We start from the raw sequence: 17,092 nt of genomic DNA, 5'->3' as shown, positions 1-17,092 counted from the left end.
AGAGAGCATTCCTTATTCGTAGCGCAGGGCCTGCACGGGATCGAGCTTGGAGGCTCGCCATGCCGGGAAGATGGTGGCGAGGAAGGACAGGGTCAGCGCCATGATCACAACGGAAAGCGTCTCTCTCATACTCATTTCCGCAGGCAGTTGGCTGAGGAAGTAGAGTTGCGGGTCGAACAGCACCGTGCCGGAGACCCAGGAAAAGAACTCGCGGATTTTCTCGATATTGATACAGACAACGACGCCGAGCAGGACACCGGCTATCGTGCCGACGACACCGATCGCCGCACCCGTCATGAAGAAGATGCGCATGATCGCGCCAGAGCTCGCGCCCATCGTTCGCAGGATCGCGATGTCGCTGCCCTTGTCCTTCACCAGCATGATGAGGCCGGAAATGATGTTCAGCGCCGCAACGAGGACGATGAGCGTCAAGATCATGAACATCACGTTCCGCTCAACCTCGAGCGCCGAGAAGAAGGTCTGGTTGCGTTGGCGCCAGTCGGTAATCGCGATTTGGCGGCCGGCCGCGGCCTCGACCTTCGGCCGCATATTGTCAATGTCGTCAGGATTATCGACGAAAAGCTCGATGGATTGGACCAGGCCCTCGGCATTGAAATAGAGCTGCGCTTCCTCAAGCGGCATGTAGATGATCGTCGCGTCGTATTCCGACATGCCGATCTCGAAAATGCCGGAGACCTTGTAGGACTTCACCCGCGGATTGACGCCCATCGGTGTGACGTCACCTTCCGGTGATATCAGCGTAATGTTGTCGCCTGCCTGGAGGCCGAGTTGGGCAGCCATGCCCGAACCGATCAACACGCCCTGCCCGGCGGCAAAACCGACCAGATCACCGGACTTGATATTACCGGAGACGGTCTTCACTTTTTCCAGGTCTTCAGGTCGGATGCCGCGTACCAGCGCGCCCGTGCCCGCACCGCCCTGACCTGAGGCCAATGTCTGGCCCTCGACCAGCGGCAGCGCAATCTTAATGCCCGGCACGCCGGCAAGCTTGTCGGTCAACGCCGGATAGTCCGTGAACGGAGTATCGACGGGCTGAACGATCATGTGACCGTTGATGCCGAGAATGCGGGAGATCAACTCCGTGCGGAAGCCGTTCATGACAGCCATGACGATGATCAGCGTCGCAACGCCAAGCATGATGCCGATGAAGGAGAAACCGGCGATCACCGAAATGAACGCCTCCTTGCGGCGGGCGCGCAGATAGCGCCACGCCACAAGCCGTTCGAAGGCGGAAAATGGCCGGCTGGCCGGCGCCGAGCCGGATTTAGAACCCTGCTGGCTCACCGCTACATCTGCCATCCTGCCTCCCGCCTTCTTAGCCCAAGAGCTTGTTGATCGCCGCGTCGATGGTCATCGTTTCGCGGGCGCCCGTTTTGCGGTCCTTCACTTCGACTTCGCCGCTCGCGACCGCACGCGGGCCGGCAATGATCTGCAGCGGAACACCGATCAGGTCGGCGGTCGCAAATTTCGTTCCGGCGCGATCGTCCGTATCATCGTAGAGGACGTCCTTGCCGGCATTCGAGAGCGCCGCATAGATCTTCTCGCAGGCTGCATCGCACGCCGCATCACCGGCCTTCATGTTGATCACGACCGCATCAAACGGCGCTACCGACGCCGGCCAGATGATTCCGTTCTCATCATGCGATGCTTCGATGATGGCGGGAACAAGGCGGGTCGGGCCAATCCCGTAGGAACCCATGTGGACCGTATGTTCCTTGCCATCAGGACCCTGCACCTTCGCGCCCATCGGCTCGGAATACTTCGTGCCGAAGTAGAAGATATGACCCACTTCAATGCCACGCGCGGAGAGACGGTCGCCTTCCGGAACCGCGTTGAACGCCGCTTCGTCGTGCATCTCCGATGTGGCGGCATAAAGCGACGTCCACTTGTCGAAAACAGCCTTCAGGCCCTCGACGCTGTCGAAGTCGGTGCCTTCAGCCGGGATATCGAAGTTCACGAAGTCCTTGTGGCAGAACACTTCGGATTCGCCGGTGTCGGCCAGGATGATGAATTCGTGGCTGAGATTGCCACCGATCGGACCAGTGTCTGCACGCATCGGGATCGCACGCAGGCCGAGGCGATCGAACGTCCGCAGATAGGCGGTGAACATCTTGTTGTAGGAATGCTCCGCACCTTCGCGCGTCAGATCGAAGGAATAGGCGTCCTTCATCATGAATTCACGCGAGCGCATGGTACCGAAGCGCGGGCGGATCTCGTCGCGGAACTTCAGCTGGATGTGATACAGGTTGAGCGGCAGGCTCTTGTAGGACTTCACGTAGGACCGGAAGATATCCGTGACCATTTCCTCGTTCGTCGGGCCGTACAGCATCGGGCGATCCTGGCGGTCCGTGATGCGCAGCATCTCCTTGCCATAGGCGTCGTAGCGACCGCTTTCCTGCCAGAGCTCGGCAGACTGCAGCGTCGGCATCGACAGTTCGATCGCGCCGGCGCGATTCTGCTCCTCGCGGATGATGTTGTTGACCTTGTCGAGAACGCGCTTGCCGAGGGGCAGCCAGGAATAGATGCCCTGCGACTGCTGCCGGATCATGCCGGCGCGCAGCATCAGCCGATGAGAGACGATTTCCGCCTCCTTGGGATTTTCCTTCAGGATGGGCATGAAATAGCGAGACAGGCGCATGGCGAATTCCAGAACTGTTGAGACACCGCATGTCGCGGAATCGAAGGCGGATCACAAATATTGGCAGCGTTCATAGCTGCTTCGCGAAAGGAAAGAAACCCGCCACGGGCTGAAGCGGTCTGCCGTTAAAGCAAGTTCACACCCGCGAAGCAGACAAAGTAAGAAAAAGGCGAAATTATAATGGTTTGTACGATATTCTTATGAACGGAAAAAATTTGCTGGAGTGTAGCAAAAATGCAAAAAAACCTGATGACAAAGCCCATTCTTTGAGCTAGCTTTAGCCCACAAAACAGGCAGGGAGCTAAATTCCTGCCGATTTCGCGGTCAAGTCTTGGGAGGATCAGATCTTAGGCGCGCTCGTCGCAGCCCCGGCAACGGATAAGGATCACGCGATACTTAAAACAAGGCTTTCAGCCTTGTTTTTTTTTGGCTTTTCTCAACCACGTTCTGCCATCCGAGCCTCTCGCTGCCGTTGCGTGAGGCCTCGACTGCCGTTACGGCAACTCCATGCCGCAACTTCATGACATGTGTGTGACAGCGAATATCTGTATCCGCCCAAAAACTGGGCAAACGCCCTAAACGTTTGAGAACGATGGGCCAATCTGCGGCAGGGCGTCGAAACCCCAACCGAAGTAATTCGAAGCGATATACCAGAGCCCGTAGATGACAGCCGAGATGATCGTCGTCATCGAAAAGACGAATACCGGCCGAAACCGGCTCGGGGCGCTGTGTACGGTCCCCAACACGATATCGTTATCTTCCGCTTGCGTGCGCAGGCCAATCGGGAGGACGGCAAAGAGCGTGATCCACCAGACGATAAAGTAGACGGCAAAGCCCTGTAGAAATATCTGCAGCATCGAATTGTCCCGCTAGGCTCTCTGCGACTGCGGTGCTTATAAGCCGAAATGTCTGTTAACTCAAAGCCGGTTCGGACCTCAATGACGGTTTTTGCCGCGTCTCGGTCACTCTGCCGCAGCCCGCTCAGACCTGCTCCAGCTCGATCAGGGTGCCGAAAAAATCCTTCGGATGCAGAAAGAGCACCGGCTTTCCATGGGCGCCGATCTTCGGCTCACCATTGCCGAGCACTCTCGCACCACCTTGCACCAGTTGGTCGCGAGCGGCGAGGATGTCGGCAACCTCGTAGCAGATATGGTGCATTCCTCCAGATGGGTTCTTCTCCAGGAAAGCAGCGATCGGCGAGTCCGCTCCCAGCGGCTCCAGCAGTTCGACCTTGGTATTCGGGAGCTCCACGAAGACGACTGTGACGCCGTGCTCCGGCAGAGCCTGCGGGGCAGAGACAGTTGCGCCGAGCGTGCCCCGGTAGGCGGCAGTTGCGGCCGCAAGGTCCGGAACGGCGATGGCGACATGGTTGACCCGGCCGAGCATGGGTCAGACCTTCGTAACAAAGACCGTGACCACAGGCTTTTTGCCCCAGGTCTGGTTTGCGGTTGCGCGGATCGCACGGCGGACCGACTCCTGCAGCAGGTCGAGATCCTTCCGGCGTGCCCGCGGTATGCTCTCGATGGCACCGACAGCAGCGTCGTAAAGCGTATCTTCCATATCGTCGCCCTCGTCGTCGTAGACAGGCAGACCGATCGCAACGAGGTCCGGATCGCCGACGATATCGTAGCGGCTGTCGATCACGACGTTGACGGCAACGTGGCCGACATAGGAGAGCTTCTTGCGCTCGCCAATGCCCATCTCGTCGAAATCCCCGATGAGCGAGCCGTCCTTGTAGATACGGCCGTGCGGCGCCTCGTCGATAACCTCGACTGGTCCTGGTGCCAGACGAAGAATGTCGCCGTTGCGCACGCGCGGCACGATCGAGATGCCGGATTGCTCCGCCAGTTCCTTGTGCGCCGTCAGGTGCGTCGCCTCGCCGTGCACCGGCACGACGATCTTCGGCCGCGTCAGCTCATACATCTTCTGCAGCTCGTTGCGGCGCGGATGTCCGGAAACGTGAACAAGGGCTTCGTTGTCGGTGATGACATGGACACCCTGCTCGATGAGGCCGTTCTTGATGTCCTGGATCGCCTTCTCGTTGCCCGGGATGGCGCGGGAGGAAAATACGACGATATCGCCTGCTGCAAGCGCGACGTTGCGCATCTCGTCACGCGACAGCTTCGCAAGGGCCGCGCGTGGCTCACCCTGGCTACCGGTCAGAATGACGACAACCTTGTCGCGTGGGACGTAACCGTATTCCTCCTCGGAAATGAACGGCTTGATGCCCTCCATCAGGCCGATATCGCGGGAAACGTCGACCACGCGCTTGAGCGAACTGCCGAGCAGTAGTACCTCGCGGCCCTCAGCCTCGGCCGCCTCGGCGACCGTTCGGATACGGCCGACGTTCGATGAGAACGTCGTCACCGCAACGCGGCCCTCGGCGTTCTCGATGATCTTGCGCAGGCTCTCGGAGACGTCCTTCTCGGATGGCGATACACCATCCCGCAGGGCATTCGTGGAATCGCACATCAACGCCAGAACGCCTTCATCGCCAAGCTGGCGAAAACGGGTCTCGTCCGTCAGCGGACCGAGCGACGGCTCATGGTCGATCTTCCAGTCGCCGGTATGGATCACATTGCCGAGTGGCGTGCGGATCACCAGCGACATCGGCTCGGGAATGGAGTGGTTGACCGCCACGCCTTCGACGCTGAAGGGGCCGGCATTGACGGTGTCGCCCGCCGTAAACAATGTCACCGGGATCTCCCCGATGGCCGACTTTTCAAAGTTGCGCTTCGCCTCGAGCAGGCCAGCCGTAAAGGCAGAGGCATAGACCGGCACATTGAGACCGGGCCATAGATCGGCGAGCGCGCCGTAGTGGTCCTCATGCGCATGCGTGATGAAGATCGCCTTCAGGCTCTTGCGCTCGGTGGCGAGATAACGAATGTCCGGCAGCACAAGATCGACACCTGGCAGATCGGGCCCCGGGAAGGTAACGCCGCAGTCAACCATGATCCACTGGCGGTGGGTCGGTGGGCCGTAGCCGTAGAGGGCGAGATTCATTCCGATCTCGCCAACGCCACCCAACGGCAGAAATACCAATTCGTCCTGCTTCGCCATATTATTCTTTTTTCCAATCAACCAAAGAAGACGTCGCCGGCGGCAATCGTCATCATCCTGCCTGCGCCAATATCGAGCATCAACAGGCCATTATCATCAATTCCGGCGAAGTGGCCGGAAATCGACCGGTCCGGCAGGTTCACCGTTATCTTTTCGCCAATGCCGCAGGCGACCTGGCGCCAGCGTTCCGTGATTTCGCGCACGCCGCGGCCCCGATCCCATGCTTCCAGGACTTCGGCCATCGATGCAAAAAGATGGGCGAAAACTTCTTCGGGGGAAGCAGAGCTCCCTTGCTCACGCAGGCAGGTCACCGGATAGAGCGGGTTATCAGGCATGAATGCGACGTTGATACCGATGCCTATGACGAGCGCATGGCGTCCCTCCGACAGGGCTTCGCCTTCCAAGAGAATGCCACAAGTCTTCTTGCGTCCGATCAGGATATCGTTCGGCCACTTCACTTCCAGCGGCTCGGCCGTATGCGGGAGCACACGGCGAACCGCCCGATGCACGGCGACGGCAATTGCCAACGGCAGCGAGCCGAGGCGCTCCATGGGCGCCGGATCGATGAGAAGAAGCGAGGCGTAGAGATTGCCCCGCTCTGAAACCCAGGGGCGTCCCCGGCGGCCACGGCCGCCGGTCTGTTTTTCCGCCGTGATCCATAGGTGACCGCGGTCCCCTGCCCGCGCACGGGCAAGGCATTCACTGTTCGTGGACGATGTCTCCGGCAGAGCCTCGTGCCTGAAATCGTCGAGCGATATCCGGCGCCGTGCCTCAGAGTTCATCAAAAGAGTGTCGCAGCTGCAAGCTCGGCCGCACCGCCAATCGGACCGCCGATGATGACATAGGCGAGAACGAAGAGGCCGGAGAGACCAAAGACAAGACGGAGCGAGCCCGAAACGCGAGCGAACTCGCCCGTGGCTTCATCGAACCACATCAGCTTGATGACGCGCAGGTAGTAGTAAGCGCCGACAACCGATGCAAGAACGCCGATGATCGCAAGAGCGTAGAGCTTCGCCTCGATCGCAGCGACAAACACGAAGTACTTCGCGAAGAAGCCTGCGAGCGGAGGAATGCCTGCCAGCGAGAACATCAGGATGGTCAGTACCGTCGCCATGAACGGATTGGTGGTCGACAGGCCAGCCAAGTCGTTGACTTCCTCGACAACCGTGCCGTCCTTGCGGCGCATCGACATGATGATCGCAAAGCTGCCGAGCGTCATGACCATGTAGATGACCATGTACAGCATGACGCCCGAGACGCCGGTCTGATTTCCTGCAGCAAGGCCAACCAATGCGTAACCCATGTGACCGATCGACGAATAGGCCATCAGTCGCTTGATGTTCCGCTGACCGATTGCGGCGAAGGAGCCGAGCAGCATGGAAGCGATCGAAATGAAGACCACGACCTGCTGCCAGTCAGCCACGACCGGCTGGAAGGCAGTGATTACAATGCGGGTCAACATCGCCATTGCCGCGACCTTGGGAGCGCTGGCAAGGAAAGCGGTGACCGGGGTCGGAGCGCCTTCGTAAACGTCCGGCGTCCACATATGGAATGGAACAGCGGAGATCTTGAAGGCGATACCGGCCAGGATGAACACGAGGCCGAAGACGAGGCCAAGCGAACGAGCACCTTCGACAGTCAGGGCCTGAGCGATTGCAGCGAATTGCGTGTGACCGGTGAAGCCGTAGACCAGCGACATGCCGTAGAGCAGCATGCCCGAGGACAGCGCGCCGAGCACGAAGTACTTCAGGCCGGCTTCAGTAGACTTGACGCTGTCGCGGTTGATCGCAGCGACGACATAGATTGCCAGCGACTGCAGTTCGAGGCCGAGATAAAGCGAGATGAGATCGTTGGCCGATATCATCAGCAGAATGCCCAGTGTGCAGAGCACGAGCAGCACCGGAAACTCGAACTTGTCGAGCTGATTTTCCTTGGCAAGCCCCAGCGACATGAAGAGCGCCGTGATCGATCCGACCAGCGCGGTGATCTTCATGAAGCGGCCGAAGCCATCCGACAGGAAGACGCCGCCATAGGCAACGCCTTCGCTCGGAAGGAAGATCAGCCAGAGCGCAGCAGCGGCCAGCACGATTATCGCGAGAACGCTGACCATACGGCCGGAGCGCTCTCCCGAGAAGACGCCGATCATCAGCAACGCCAAGGCGCCGACCGCGAGGATCAGCTCCGGTATGGAAAGATGCAGGCTTGCGAGAATAGTTTCAGAGGTCATGTCCCAAAAGTCCCGTCATCATTTCATCGACAGCGCAACGTCCTGCGCTGCCTGGACTGCGGCCGTGTAGCTATGGATCAGCTGGTCAACCGATGCAGCGGTCACATCGAAGACCGGAGCCGGATAGACGCCGAAGAAGATGGTCAGTGCGATCAGCGGATAGAGAACCAGCTGTTCACGCCGAGAGAGGTCGAGCAGCGCCTTGAGCTTTTCCTTCTCCAGCGCGCCGAAGATGACCCGGCGATAGAGCCAGAGCGCATAGGCGGCGGAGAGGATAACGCCCGTCGCGGCGAAGAGTGCGACCCAGGTGTTGACGCGGAAGACGCCGATCAGGGTCAGGAATTCGCCGACGAAGCCCGAGGTGCCCGGCAGGCCGACGTTCGCCATCGTGAAGACCATCATCGCAACAGCGTATTTCGGCATGTTGTTGACCAGGCCGCCATAGGCCGCAATCTCGCGGGTATGGGTTCGGTCGTAAATCACACCGACGCAAAGGAAGAGAGCGCCGGAGACGATGCCGTGCGACAGCATCTGGAAGATCGAGCCCTGCAAACCCTGCGCGTTGGCCGCAAAGATACCCATTGTCACGTAACCCATGTGGGCGACCGACGAATAGGCAATCAGCTTCTTCATGTCGTCCTGCATCAGCGCCACCAGCGAGGTGTAGATGATCGCAATGACCGACAATGCGAAGACGAGCGGTGCGAAGAACTCGGAGGCAACCGGGAACATCCCGAGCGAGAAGCGGATCAGGCCGTAACCGCCGAGCTTCAGAAGCACCCCAGCCAGGATGACCGAGCCTGCAGTCGGCGCCTGAACGTGCGCGTCGGGAAGCCAGGTGTGAACCGGCCACATCGGCATCTTCACCGCGAAAGACGCGAAGAAGGCAAGCCAGAGCCAGGTCTGCATCTGCGGCGGGAACTTATAGGCGAGCAGCGCCGGAATATCCGTCGTGCCGGCCTGCCAGTACATCGCCATGATGGCGAGCAGCATCAGAACGGAGCCGAGCAGCGTGTAGAGGAAGAACTTGTAGCTGGCGTAGACGCGATCCTTGCCACCCCAAACGCCAATGATGAGGAACATCGGGATGAGGCCGGCTTCGAAGAACACGTAGAAGAGAACGATATCCAGCGAAACGAAGACGCCGACCATCATCACTTCCAGGATCAGGAAGGCGATCATGTAGTCCTTGAGGCGCTTCTCGATCGACAGCCAGCTCGCCAGCACGCAGAAAGGCATGAGGAAGGTCGTCAGGATCACGAAAAGCATCGAGATCCCGTCAACGCCGAGATGATAGCTGATGCCGGTGCCGAGCCAGTTGTGCTTCTCGACCATCTGGAAACCGGGGTTCGCATTGTCGAAGCCGATCCAGATGAGGAGTGAAAGGACAAAAGTCACGACCGTCGTGATCAGCGAAATGTTGAGCACGTTGCGGCGGCCACTCGGACCGTTTTCATTCATCAGCAGCAGGAGCACCACGCCGACGAGCGGCAGGAAGGTGACCGTTGAAAGAATAGGCCAATCGGTCATCAGAAGGAACTCCCGAGCATCATCCAGGTAACGAGCGCTGCGACGCCGATCAGCATGGCGAACGCGTAGTGATAGAGGTAGCCCGTCTGCAGACGGACGACGCGGTTGGTGACATCGACGACGCGCGCGGCGACGCCATCCGGGCCGTAGGCGTCGATGACGCCGACGTCACCCTTCTTCCACAGGAAGCGGCCAAGGGCCTTGGCGCTGCGCACGAAGAGGAAGTCGTAGAGCTCGTCGAAGTACCACTTGTTCAGGAGGAACTGGTACAGGACGCGATGCTGCTGAGCGAGAACGCGCGGCGTCGATGGCGACTTGATGTACATGTACCAGGCGGTGACGAAGCCAACGAGCATGGCGATGAACGGGCTGAGACCAACCCACGCCGGAACGTGATGGAATTCTTCCAGCAGTTCGTTGTGCGCGGAGGTGAAAAGCGCGCCCTTCCAGAACTCAGCATACTCCTCGCCATAGAAGCGGCCCTCGAAAAGGACGCCTGCGAGAACCGCACCGGCTGCAAGAATATAGAGCGGCACGAGCATGACCTGGGGAGATTCATGCACGTGGTGCATTACCTCGTGCGAGGCGCGCGGCTGACCAAAGAAAGTCAGGAATGCCAGACGCCAGGAATAGAAGCTCGTGAATAGCGCAGCGATGACCAGGAGCGTGAAGGCGAAGCCTGCGACCGGTGAATGCGACGCGTAGGCTGCTTCAATGATGACGTCCTTCGAGAAGAAGCCGGCAAAACCGAACGGCGTGAACGGAATGCCGACGCCGGTCAGTGCCAGTGTGCCGATCGTCATCATCCAGAAGGTTACCGGAATGTGCTTCCGCAGGCCACCCATGTAACGCATGTCCTGCTCACCATCGACGGCGTGGATCACCGAGCCGGCGCCAAGGAACAGCAGAGCCTTGAAGAAGGCGTGCGTGAAGAGGTGGAAGATGGCCGCGCCATAAGCACCGACGCCGAGCGCAACGAACATGTAGCCGAGCTGCGAGCAGGTCGAGTAAGCGATGACACGCTTGATGTCATTCTGCACGAGGCCAACGGTTGCCGCAAAGAAGGCCGTGATCGCACCGATCGTCGTTACAAAGACGAGCGCATCTGGCGAAAGCTCAAACAGCGGCGACATGCGGGCGACGAGGAAGACGCCTGCGGTAACCATGGTCGCAGCATGGATGAGCGCCGACACCGGTGTCGGGCCTTCCATGGCATCCGGCAGCCAGGTGTGCAGCAGGAACTGTGCCGACTTACCCATCGCGCCCATGAAGAGCAGCAGGCAGGCACCGGTCAGTGCGTGGGCCTTGTCGAGGTGCATGCCGAAGAGGTTGAGAACGACCTCTCCGCCCTCACCGCCGGCTTCGCTCGGGGCAAAGCTCGCAGCGTTCGCAAAGATGGTGTCGAGATTGATCGCGCCAAAGAGCACGAACAGGCTCGCAATGCCGAGGATGAAGCCGAAGTCGCCGACGCGGTTGACGACGAACGCCTTGATCGCAGCGGCGTTTGCCGACGGCTTCTTGAACCAGAAGCCAATGAGCAGATAGGACGCCAGACCAACGCCTTCCCAGCCAAAGAACATCTGGGCCAGGTTGTCGGCTGTCACCAGCATCAGCATGGCGAAGGTGAAGAGCGAGAGATAGGCGAAGAAACGCGGACGATGCGGATCATGATGCATGTATCCGATCGAATAGACGTGCACTAGCGTCGAGACCGTGTTGACGACGATCAGCATCACCGACGTCAGCGTATCGACGCGCAGCGACCAGGACACATCGATGCCGCCGGACTGAATCCAGCGCAGCACTTCGACCTTGATCGGGCCGCCTTCGTGGTGGCCCATGCCGATGGTCACGAAGACATACCACGACAGCACCGCAGCGATGATCATCAGGCCGCAGGTAACGTATTCCGATGCCTTGGCGCCGATCGCGCGGCCGAAGAGGCCTGCGATGATCGCGCCAATCAGGGGAAGAAAGACGATAGCCTTATATAAAAACATAGCCTTATCAGCCCTTCATCATATTGACGTCTTCAACGCCGATCGAGCCGCGGTTGCGGTAGAAGACGACGAGAATTGCAAGACCGATAGCGGCTTCAGCCGCAGCAACGGTCAGAATGAACAATGCGAAAACCTGGCCGACGATGTCGTTCAGGAACGACGAGAAGGCGACCATGTTGATGTTGACCGCAAGCAGAATGAGCTCGATCGACATCAGGATAACGATGATGTTCTTCCGGTTCAGGAAGATACCGAAGACGCCGAGCGTGAAGAGGATGGCGCTGACCGTCAGGTAATGGGAAAGTCCGATGACCATTGTATTTGTTCCTTAAGCTCGCGCCTGCTTCAAACGCCCTGTCCCGGCTTCACCTTGACCACCTCGACGGCGGTCTTAGGATTGCGGGCAACCTGATTGGCGATATTCTGCCGCTTGATGTTCTGGCGATGCTTGAGCGTCAGCACGATCGCACCGATCATTGCGACGAGCAGCACCAGACCAGCGATCTGGAAGAAGTAGACGTAATTCGTATAGAGCACGTCGCCGAGTGCGGCGGTGTTGGTGCGCTCTGTCAGCGCCGGGATCGGCATTGCCACCGACTTGGCGATTTCCGGCGAGATCACACTGCCACCCACAACGACGATCAGCTCAGCCGCAAGGATCAGGCCGATGATCGCGCCGATCGGCGCATATTCGAGAACGCCCGCGCGCAACTCCGTGAAGTCGATGTCGAGCATCATGACCACGAAGAGGAAGAGAACGGCCACGGCGCCGACGTAAACGACGAGCAGGATCATCGCCAGGAATTCGGCGCCCAGCAGCAGGAAGAGGCCGGCCGCATTGAAGAAAACCAGGATCAGGAAGAGAACCGAATGAACCGGATTCTTCGACCAGATGACCATGAACGCCGACGCTACCGCGACAAAGGCGAAAAGATAGAAAAATAGAGCCTGCAGACCCATGTTGGTGCCTTTTTCATCTTCCCCCGGGCAGCCGGGAGTTTCCCTGCCCGATGAAGCTTCGCGCGGAATTCGCCGGCAAAGCCTCGGTGCATGTTGACCGGAAGCCGCGTGACGGGCGGCACTCCGGCATTTCAATTTCGATCAACGGTACGGTGCATCCAGCGCGATGTTGCGCGCGATTTCGCGCTCCCACCGGTCGCCGTTCTCCAAAAGCCGCGCCTTGTCGAAGTAAAGTTCTTCGCGGGTTTCCGTTGCAAATTCGAAATTCGGACCTTCGACGATCGCATCGACCGGGCATGCCTCCTGGCAGAAGCCGCAGTAGATGCACTTCACCATGTCGATGTCGTAACGAACTGTGCGGCGCGTGCCATCGTTGCGGCGGGGGCCGGCTTCGATGGTAATCGCCTGGGCAGGACAGATCGCCTCGCAGAGCTTGCAGGCGATGCAGCGCTCTTCGCCGTTGGGATAACGACGCAATGCGTGTTCACCGCGGAAGCGCGGACTGACCGGTCCCTTCTCGAACGGGTAATTGATCGTTGCCTTCTGCTTAAAAATGTACCGGAAGGTCAGCCAGAACGCACTGACGAATTCCTTCAGGAACAGCGAGCTGACCGCGTTGGACAAGCCTGCCATCATCAACCTCCAATATTGCTTGAAACGAGGGCCGGCACGATCATGCCCAACCCGTCAGCTTCAGCACGAATGCAACGATAACGACCATGGCAAGCGACAGCGGAAGAAAGACCTTCCAGCCGAGGCGCATCAGTTGGTCGTAGCGATAGCGCGGGACAAATGCCTTCACCATCGCAAACATGAAGAACACCAGGCACGACTTCAGCGTAAACCAGATGACACCTGGGACCCAGTTCAGGAACCATACGTCGACTGGCGGCAGCCAGCCCCCGAGGAACAGGATCGTAGTCAACGAGCACATCAGAACGATGGCCGCATATTCGCCGAGCATGAACATCATGTAGAGCGAGGAACCGTATTCGACCATGAAGCCGGCGACGAGTTCCGATTCCGCTTCGGGAAGATCGAAAGGTGGGCGGTTCGTTTCGGCAAGCGCGGAAATGAAGAAGACGATGAACATCGGGAACAGCGCCAGCCAATGCCAGTCGAGGAACGACGCCGGGAGACCCAGGCGCGTGCCGAGGCCGGTCTGCTGTGCATGGACGATATCCGTCAGGTTCAGCGAACCTACGCAGAGCAGAACGGTGACGATAACGAAGCCGATGGAGACCTCGTAGGAAACCATCTGTGCCGCGGAGCGGAGTGCGCCAAGGAACGGGTACTTCGAGTTGGAGGCCCAACCGCCCATGATGATGCCGTACACTTCAAGCGATGAAATCGCGAAGATGTAGAGGATGCCAACGTTGATGTTGGCGATGACCCAGCCATCCGCCAGCGGCACGACGGCCCAGGTCGAGAGCGCCAGCAGCACGGTCACGAGCGGCGCCAGCAGGAAGACTGCCTTGTTGGCGCCAGCCGGGATGACCGGCTCCTTGAAGACGAACTTCAAAAGATCCGCGAAGGACTGGAAAAGGCCCCACGGACCCACCACATTCGGACCACGACGGAGCTGCACTGCTGCCCAGACCTTGCGGTCTGCCAACAGGATGTAGGCGATGAAGACGAGCAGGCAGACCAGGAGAAGAAGCGACTGACCGACCATGAGAAGGCCGGGCAAGACATAAGTTGAAACAAACGAATCCATAGTCCCCTGCCCTTACTCTGCCGCGACTTTGAAGTTGTTGCGGGCCAATGCCGAGCACTCGGCCATCACTGCCGAAGCGCGCGCGATCGGGTTCGTCAAATAGAAGTCTTTGACCGGCGACGCAAACCCGGATTTATTCATCTTGCCGGCTTTTTTCGCTACTGCGGCAATTTTGGCGCTGTCGCTTTCGGCGATCTCGTCAAGCGCTGCGAAATGCGGGAAGGCCGCATAGAGCCTTGCGCGCAGTTCGCTAAGCGAATCAAACGGAAGCTTCTTACCGAGCACGTCGGAAAGCGCACGCAGGATCGCCCAGTCTTCGCGGGCGTCGCCCGGTGCGAAGCCAGCGCGATTGCCCATCTGGACGCGACCCTCGGTGTTGACCCAAGTGCCGGACTTTTCGGTGTAGGCAGCGGCTGGCAGGATGACGTCGGCATTGTGGGCGCCGTTGTCGCCGTGCGAGCCGATGTAAACAGTCAGCTTTGCCTTCTTGGCCGTGAAATCAAGCTCATCGGCGCCAAGCAGGAAGAGAACGTCCATCGACGACAGCATTTCTGCAGCTTTGACGCCCTTTGCGCCCGGAACGAAGCCGAGATCGAGGCCTCCGACGCGCGATGCCGCGGTGTGAAGCACGGCAAAGCCGTTCCAGCCTTCGACGACCGCGCCCACCGTGCCGGCAAGCTTTGCGGCAGTTGCGAGAACGCCAGCACCATCGGTGCGCGACAGTGCGCCCTGGCCGATGAGGATCATCGGCTTCTTGGCATCCGTCAGAACCTTCGCGAAAGCGTGGTTGCCGTCGGCGAGGTCCTTCAGCGTATCCGGGCCAGCGCCGAGATATTCGTAGTCGTAGCGCAGTTCGCCAGCTTCACCGATCACGCCGATCGGGAAGTTGCCGCGACGCCAGCGCTTGCGAATGCGAGCGTTGAGAACGGCAGCTTCGAAGCGCGGGTTCGCGCCGATGATCAGCAGGGCGTCGGCCTGTTCAATGCCTTCGATCGTCGGATTGAAGATGTAGCTTGCGCGGCCAAGCGACGGATCAAGTGCCGTCCCATCCTGGCGACAGTCGAGGTTCTCGGAACCGAGCGACTTCACGAGTTCCGACAGAGCGTACATTTCTTCGACGGATGCGAGGTCGCCGGCAATCGCGCCGATCTTCTCACCGCTGGTTGCGGCAACGGCAGCCTTGATCGCGCCAAAGGCTTCGCCCCAAGTCGCAGGCTGCAGCCGGCCATCCTTGCGAACGTATGGGCGGTCGATACGCTGCGTCTTCAGGCCATCCCAAATGTAGCGGCTCTTGTCGGAGATCCACTCTTCATTGATCTGGTCGTTGACGCGCGGCAGCACGCGCATGACTTCACGGCCACGCGTATCGACGCGGATCGCAGAACCGAGGGCGTCCATGACGTCGATCGATTCGGTCTTGTTCAGCTCCCACGGACGGGCCGTGAAGGCGAAGGGCTTGGAGGTCAGCGCGCCGACCGGGCAGAGGTCAACGACGTTGCCCTGCAGCTCGGAGGTCATTGCCTGCTCGAGATAGGTGGTGATTTCGGCGTCCTCGCCGCGACCGATCAGGCCGAGTTCGGAGATGCCGGCAACTTCGGTCGTGAAGCGAACGCAGCGCGTGCAGTGAATGCAGCGATTCATGACCGTCTTGACGAGCGGTCCGATATACTTGTCTTCGACGGCGCGCTTGTCTTCCTGATAGCGTGAGCTGTCGATGCCGAAGGCCATGGCCTGGTCCTGCAGGTCGCATTCGCCGCCCTGGTCGCAGATCGGGCAATCGAGCGGATGGTTGATCAGCAGGAATTCCATCACGCCTTCGCGGGCCTTCTTGACCATCGGCGTGTTGGTGAAGACTTCCGGAAGTTCGCCATTCGGGCCGCCGCGGATATCGCGCACGCCCATGGCGCAAGATGCCTGCGGCTTCGGCGGACCACCCTTCACCTCAACGAGGCACATGCGGCAGTTGCCGGCGACCGAAAGGCGCTCATGGAAGCAGAAGCGCGGAACTTCAGCACCGGCTTCCTCACACGCCTGAATGAGGGTGTAATGATCCGGAACTTCGATCTCGTTGCCGTCAATCTTCAGTTTTGCCATCGTCACTCAGTCCTGTTTTCCGTTTGCCGGATGGCGGCAAACAAACCCACTTTGCAACAGTTTCGCTGCCAGGCCGGATTCTTATCCCGTTGGCATCGGTGTCGCTCAAATTCTCCGCTAATCCCGAGACCCGGGATCAGCCTCCGGCCTCAATAGTGTCAGGCCCCTGCCCTTCACTCTTCAGCCTTGACCTTGCTCCGGCCTCGTCGGCCGATAAATTCACTTCCGCTTTCGTCCCTTGGCGACAAGCGCCTTGGCCTGATCCACCCAGCCGTCACGAGCGATCCGCCCGTCAAAGCCAAGCTCTGCGTCGATCCGCCCCGCGTCCTCGTCCAACCAGCCGGCGATGACGGCAAAGGAACGAATACCCTTGCTATTCAACACCTGCTCGATCTTCGGGCCGATGCCGGAAATCTGCTTCAGATCGTCAGCCTTACGAGCGCGCGAAGCGGACTTGACCGCGGGCTTTGCGACCGGCTCTGCTGGAACGACAGAAAGCTTGACCTTCTCTGCAGCTTTCCTGGCAGGCGCCGGACGAACGTTCTCCGGCCGGATCTCGACCTGCGGCTTACCTTCGTCGGGCGGCGTTTCGTCGAGAACTGCTGCAAGCTTGCTCGTTGCATCGAGCGCCCCCTGCAGCGCGCCGAAGAAAGCGCCCGCCATCTGCGTCGAAAAGCCGAAGCCGATCATCGTGGCGGCCGCCATTGCCGCAGCTGGGTTGAGCATCACAGGCGGCACCGGAAGCGCGCGTGCGTTCTCCAGCATCTCGGCAGCAAGACGGCCGAAGTCGGCCGAGAAATCAGCCGCTCCTTCCTTGCCTGTGCTGTCGGACGCCTTCGTCATCA

At 59.6% G+C, this 17,092-nt stretch carries 15 protein-coding genes; all 15 read right to left on the bottom strand.

Annotated elements, in window-relative coordinates; translation table 11 throughout:
- Positions 1-12: 12 nt before the first annotated feature.
- The 15 genes from RHIBUN_RS0113545 to RHIBUN_RS0113475 all read right to left on the bottom strand — a co-directional run bounded on the left by RHIBUN_RS0113545 (position 13) and on the right by RHIBUN_RS0113475 (position 17,090).
- A complete protein-coding gene (locus RHIBUN_RS0113545) occupies positions 13-1,320 on the bottom strand; it encodes a lipoprotein-releasing ABC transporter permease subunit (RefSeq protein ID WP_025659958.1) in 1,308 nt (435 codons plus the stop codon).
- A gap of 16 nt (positions 1,321-1,336) precedes the next feature.
- Positions 1,337-2,659 (bottom strand): proline--tRNA ligase, encoded by a 1,323-nt coding sequence (proS, locus tag RHIBUN_RS0113540; RefSeq protein WP_025659957.1) that lies wholly within the window; start codon positions 2,657-2,659, stop codon positions 1,337-1,339.
- A 575-nt stretch (positions 2,660-3,234) separates the two neighbouring features.
- Positions 3,235-3,516: a DUF1467 family protein gene (locus RHIBUN_RS0113535; protein WP_018857042.1), complete on the bottom strand. Its 282-nt coding sequence runs from the start codon at positions 3,514-3,516 to the stop codon at positions 3,235-3,237.
- Positions 3,517-3,640: 124 nt separating this feature from the next.
- Positions 3,641-4,045 (bottom strand): methylmalonyl-CoA epimerase, encoded by a 405-nt coding sequence (mce, locus tag RHIBUN_RS0113530; protein ID WP_018857043.1) that lies wholly within the window; start codon positions 4,043-4,045, stop codon positions 3,641-3,643.
- A 3-nt stretch (positions 4,046-4,048) separates the two neighbouring features.
- Positions 4,049-5,719: a ribonuclease J gene (locus RHIBUN_RS0113525; protein ID WP_025659956.1), complete on the bottom strand. Its 1,671-nt coding sequence runs from the start codon at positions 5,717-5,719 to the stop codon at positions 4,049-4,051.
- A gap of 17 nt (positions 5,720-5,736) precedes the next feature.
- Positions 5,737-6,501: a biotin--[acetyl-CoA-carboxylase] ligase gene (locus tag RHIBUN_RS0113520; RefSeq protein ID WP_025659955.1), complete on the bottom strand. Its 765-nt coding sequence runs from the start codon at positions 6,499-6,501 to the stop codon at positions 5,737-5,739.
- Positions 6,501-7,946 carry an NADH-quinone oxidoreductase subunit NuoN gene (gene nuoN / locus RHIBUN_RS0113515; RefSeq protein ID WP_018857046.1) on the bottom strand — a complete coding sequence of 482 codons (1,446 nt, stop codon included), beginning with the start codon at positions 7,944-7,946 and terminating at the stop codon, positions 6,501-6,503. Before nuoN ends, RHIBUN_RS0113520 begins: the two co-directional genes overlap by 1 nt.
- 18 nt (positions 7,947-7,964) lie before the next feature.
- Positions 7,965-9,476, bottom strand: coding sequence for an NADH-quinone oxidoreductase subunit M (locus RHIBUN_RS0113510; protein WP_025659954.1), 1,512 nt, complete (start codon positions 9,474-9,476; stop codon positions 7,965-7,967).
- Entirely contained in the window at positions 9,476-11,476 is a 2,001-nt protein-coding gene (gene nuoL / locus RHIBUN_RS0113505; protein ID WP_025659953.1) for an NADH-quinone oxidoreductase subunit L, read from the bottom strand. The genes RHIBUN_RS0113510 and nuoL overlap by 1 nt, the downstream gene beginning before the upstream one ends.
- 7 nt (positions 11,477-11,483) lie before the next feature.
- Positions 11,484-11,792: an NADH-quinone oxidoreductase subunit NuoK gene (gene nuoK, locus RHIBUN_RS0113500; RefSeq protein ID WP_007531803.1), complete on the bottom strand. Its 309-nt coding sequence runs from the start codon at positions 11,790-11,792 to the stop codon at positions 11,484-11,486.
- 29 nt (positions 11,793-11,821) lie between these two features.
- The gene (locus RHIBUN_RS0113495) at positions 11,822-12,436 is read right to left on the bottom strand and encodes an NADH-quinone oxidoreductase subunit J (protein WP_018857049.1); all 615 of its coding nucleotides are present in this window, start codon (positions 12,434-12,436) and stop codon (positions 11,822-11,824) included.
- Positions 12,437-12,577: 141 nt separating this feature from the next.
- Positions 12,578-13,069 (bottom strand): NADH-quinone oxidoreductase subunit NuoI, encoded by a 492-nt coding sequence (gene nuoI / locus RHIBUN_RS0113490; RefSeq protein ID WP_007789671.1) that lies wholly within the window; start codon positions 13,067-13,069, stop codon positions 12,578-12,580.
- Between the two features lie 40 nt (positions 13,070-13,109).
- On the bottom strand, positions 13,110-14,153 hold the full coding sequence (gene nuoH, locus RHIBUN_RS0113485; protein ID WP_018857050.1) for an NADH-quinone oxidoreductase subunit NuoH: 1,044 nt from the start codon (positions 14,151-14,153) through the stop codon (positions 13,110-13,112).
- A gap of 12 nt (positions 14,154-14,165) precedes the next feature.
- Complete coding sequence (nuoG, locus tag RHIBUN_RS0113480; RefSeq protein ID WP_025659952.1) at positions 14,166-16,247, bottom strand: NADH-quinone oxidoreductase subunit NuoG; 2,082 nt, start codon at positions 16,245-16,247, stop codon at positions 14,166-14,168.
- 219 nt (positions 16,248-16,466) lie between these two features.
- Entirely contained in the window at positions 16,467-17,090 is a 624-nt protein-coding gene (locus tag RHIBUN_RS0113475) for an NADH-ubiquinone oxidoreductase (RefSeq protein WP_037215859.1), read from the bottom strand.
- Positions 17,091-17,092: the final 2 nt, after the last annotated feature.

Source organism: Rhizobium sp. IBUN (assembly GCF_000510625.1).
GTDB lineage: Bacteria > Pseudomonadota > Alphaproteobacteria > Rhizobiales > Rhizobiaceae > Rhizobium > Rhizobium altiplani.
This window is presented reverse-complemented; position numbering and strand designations above follow the sequence as displayed.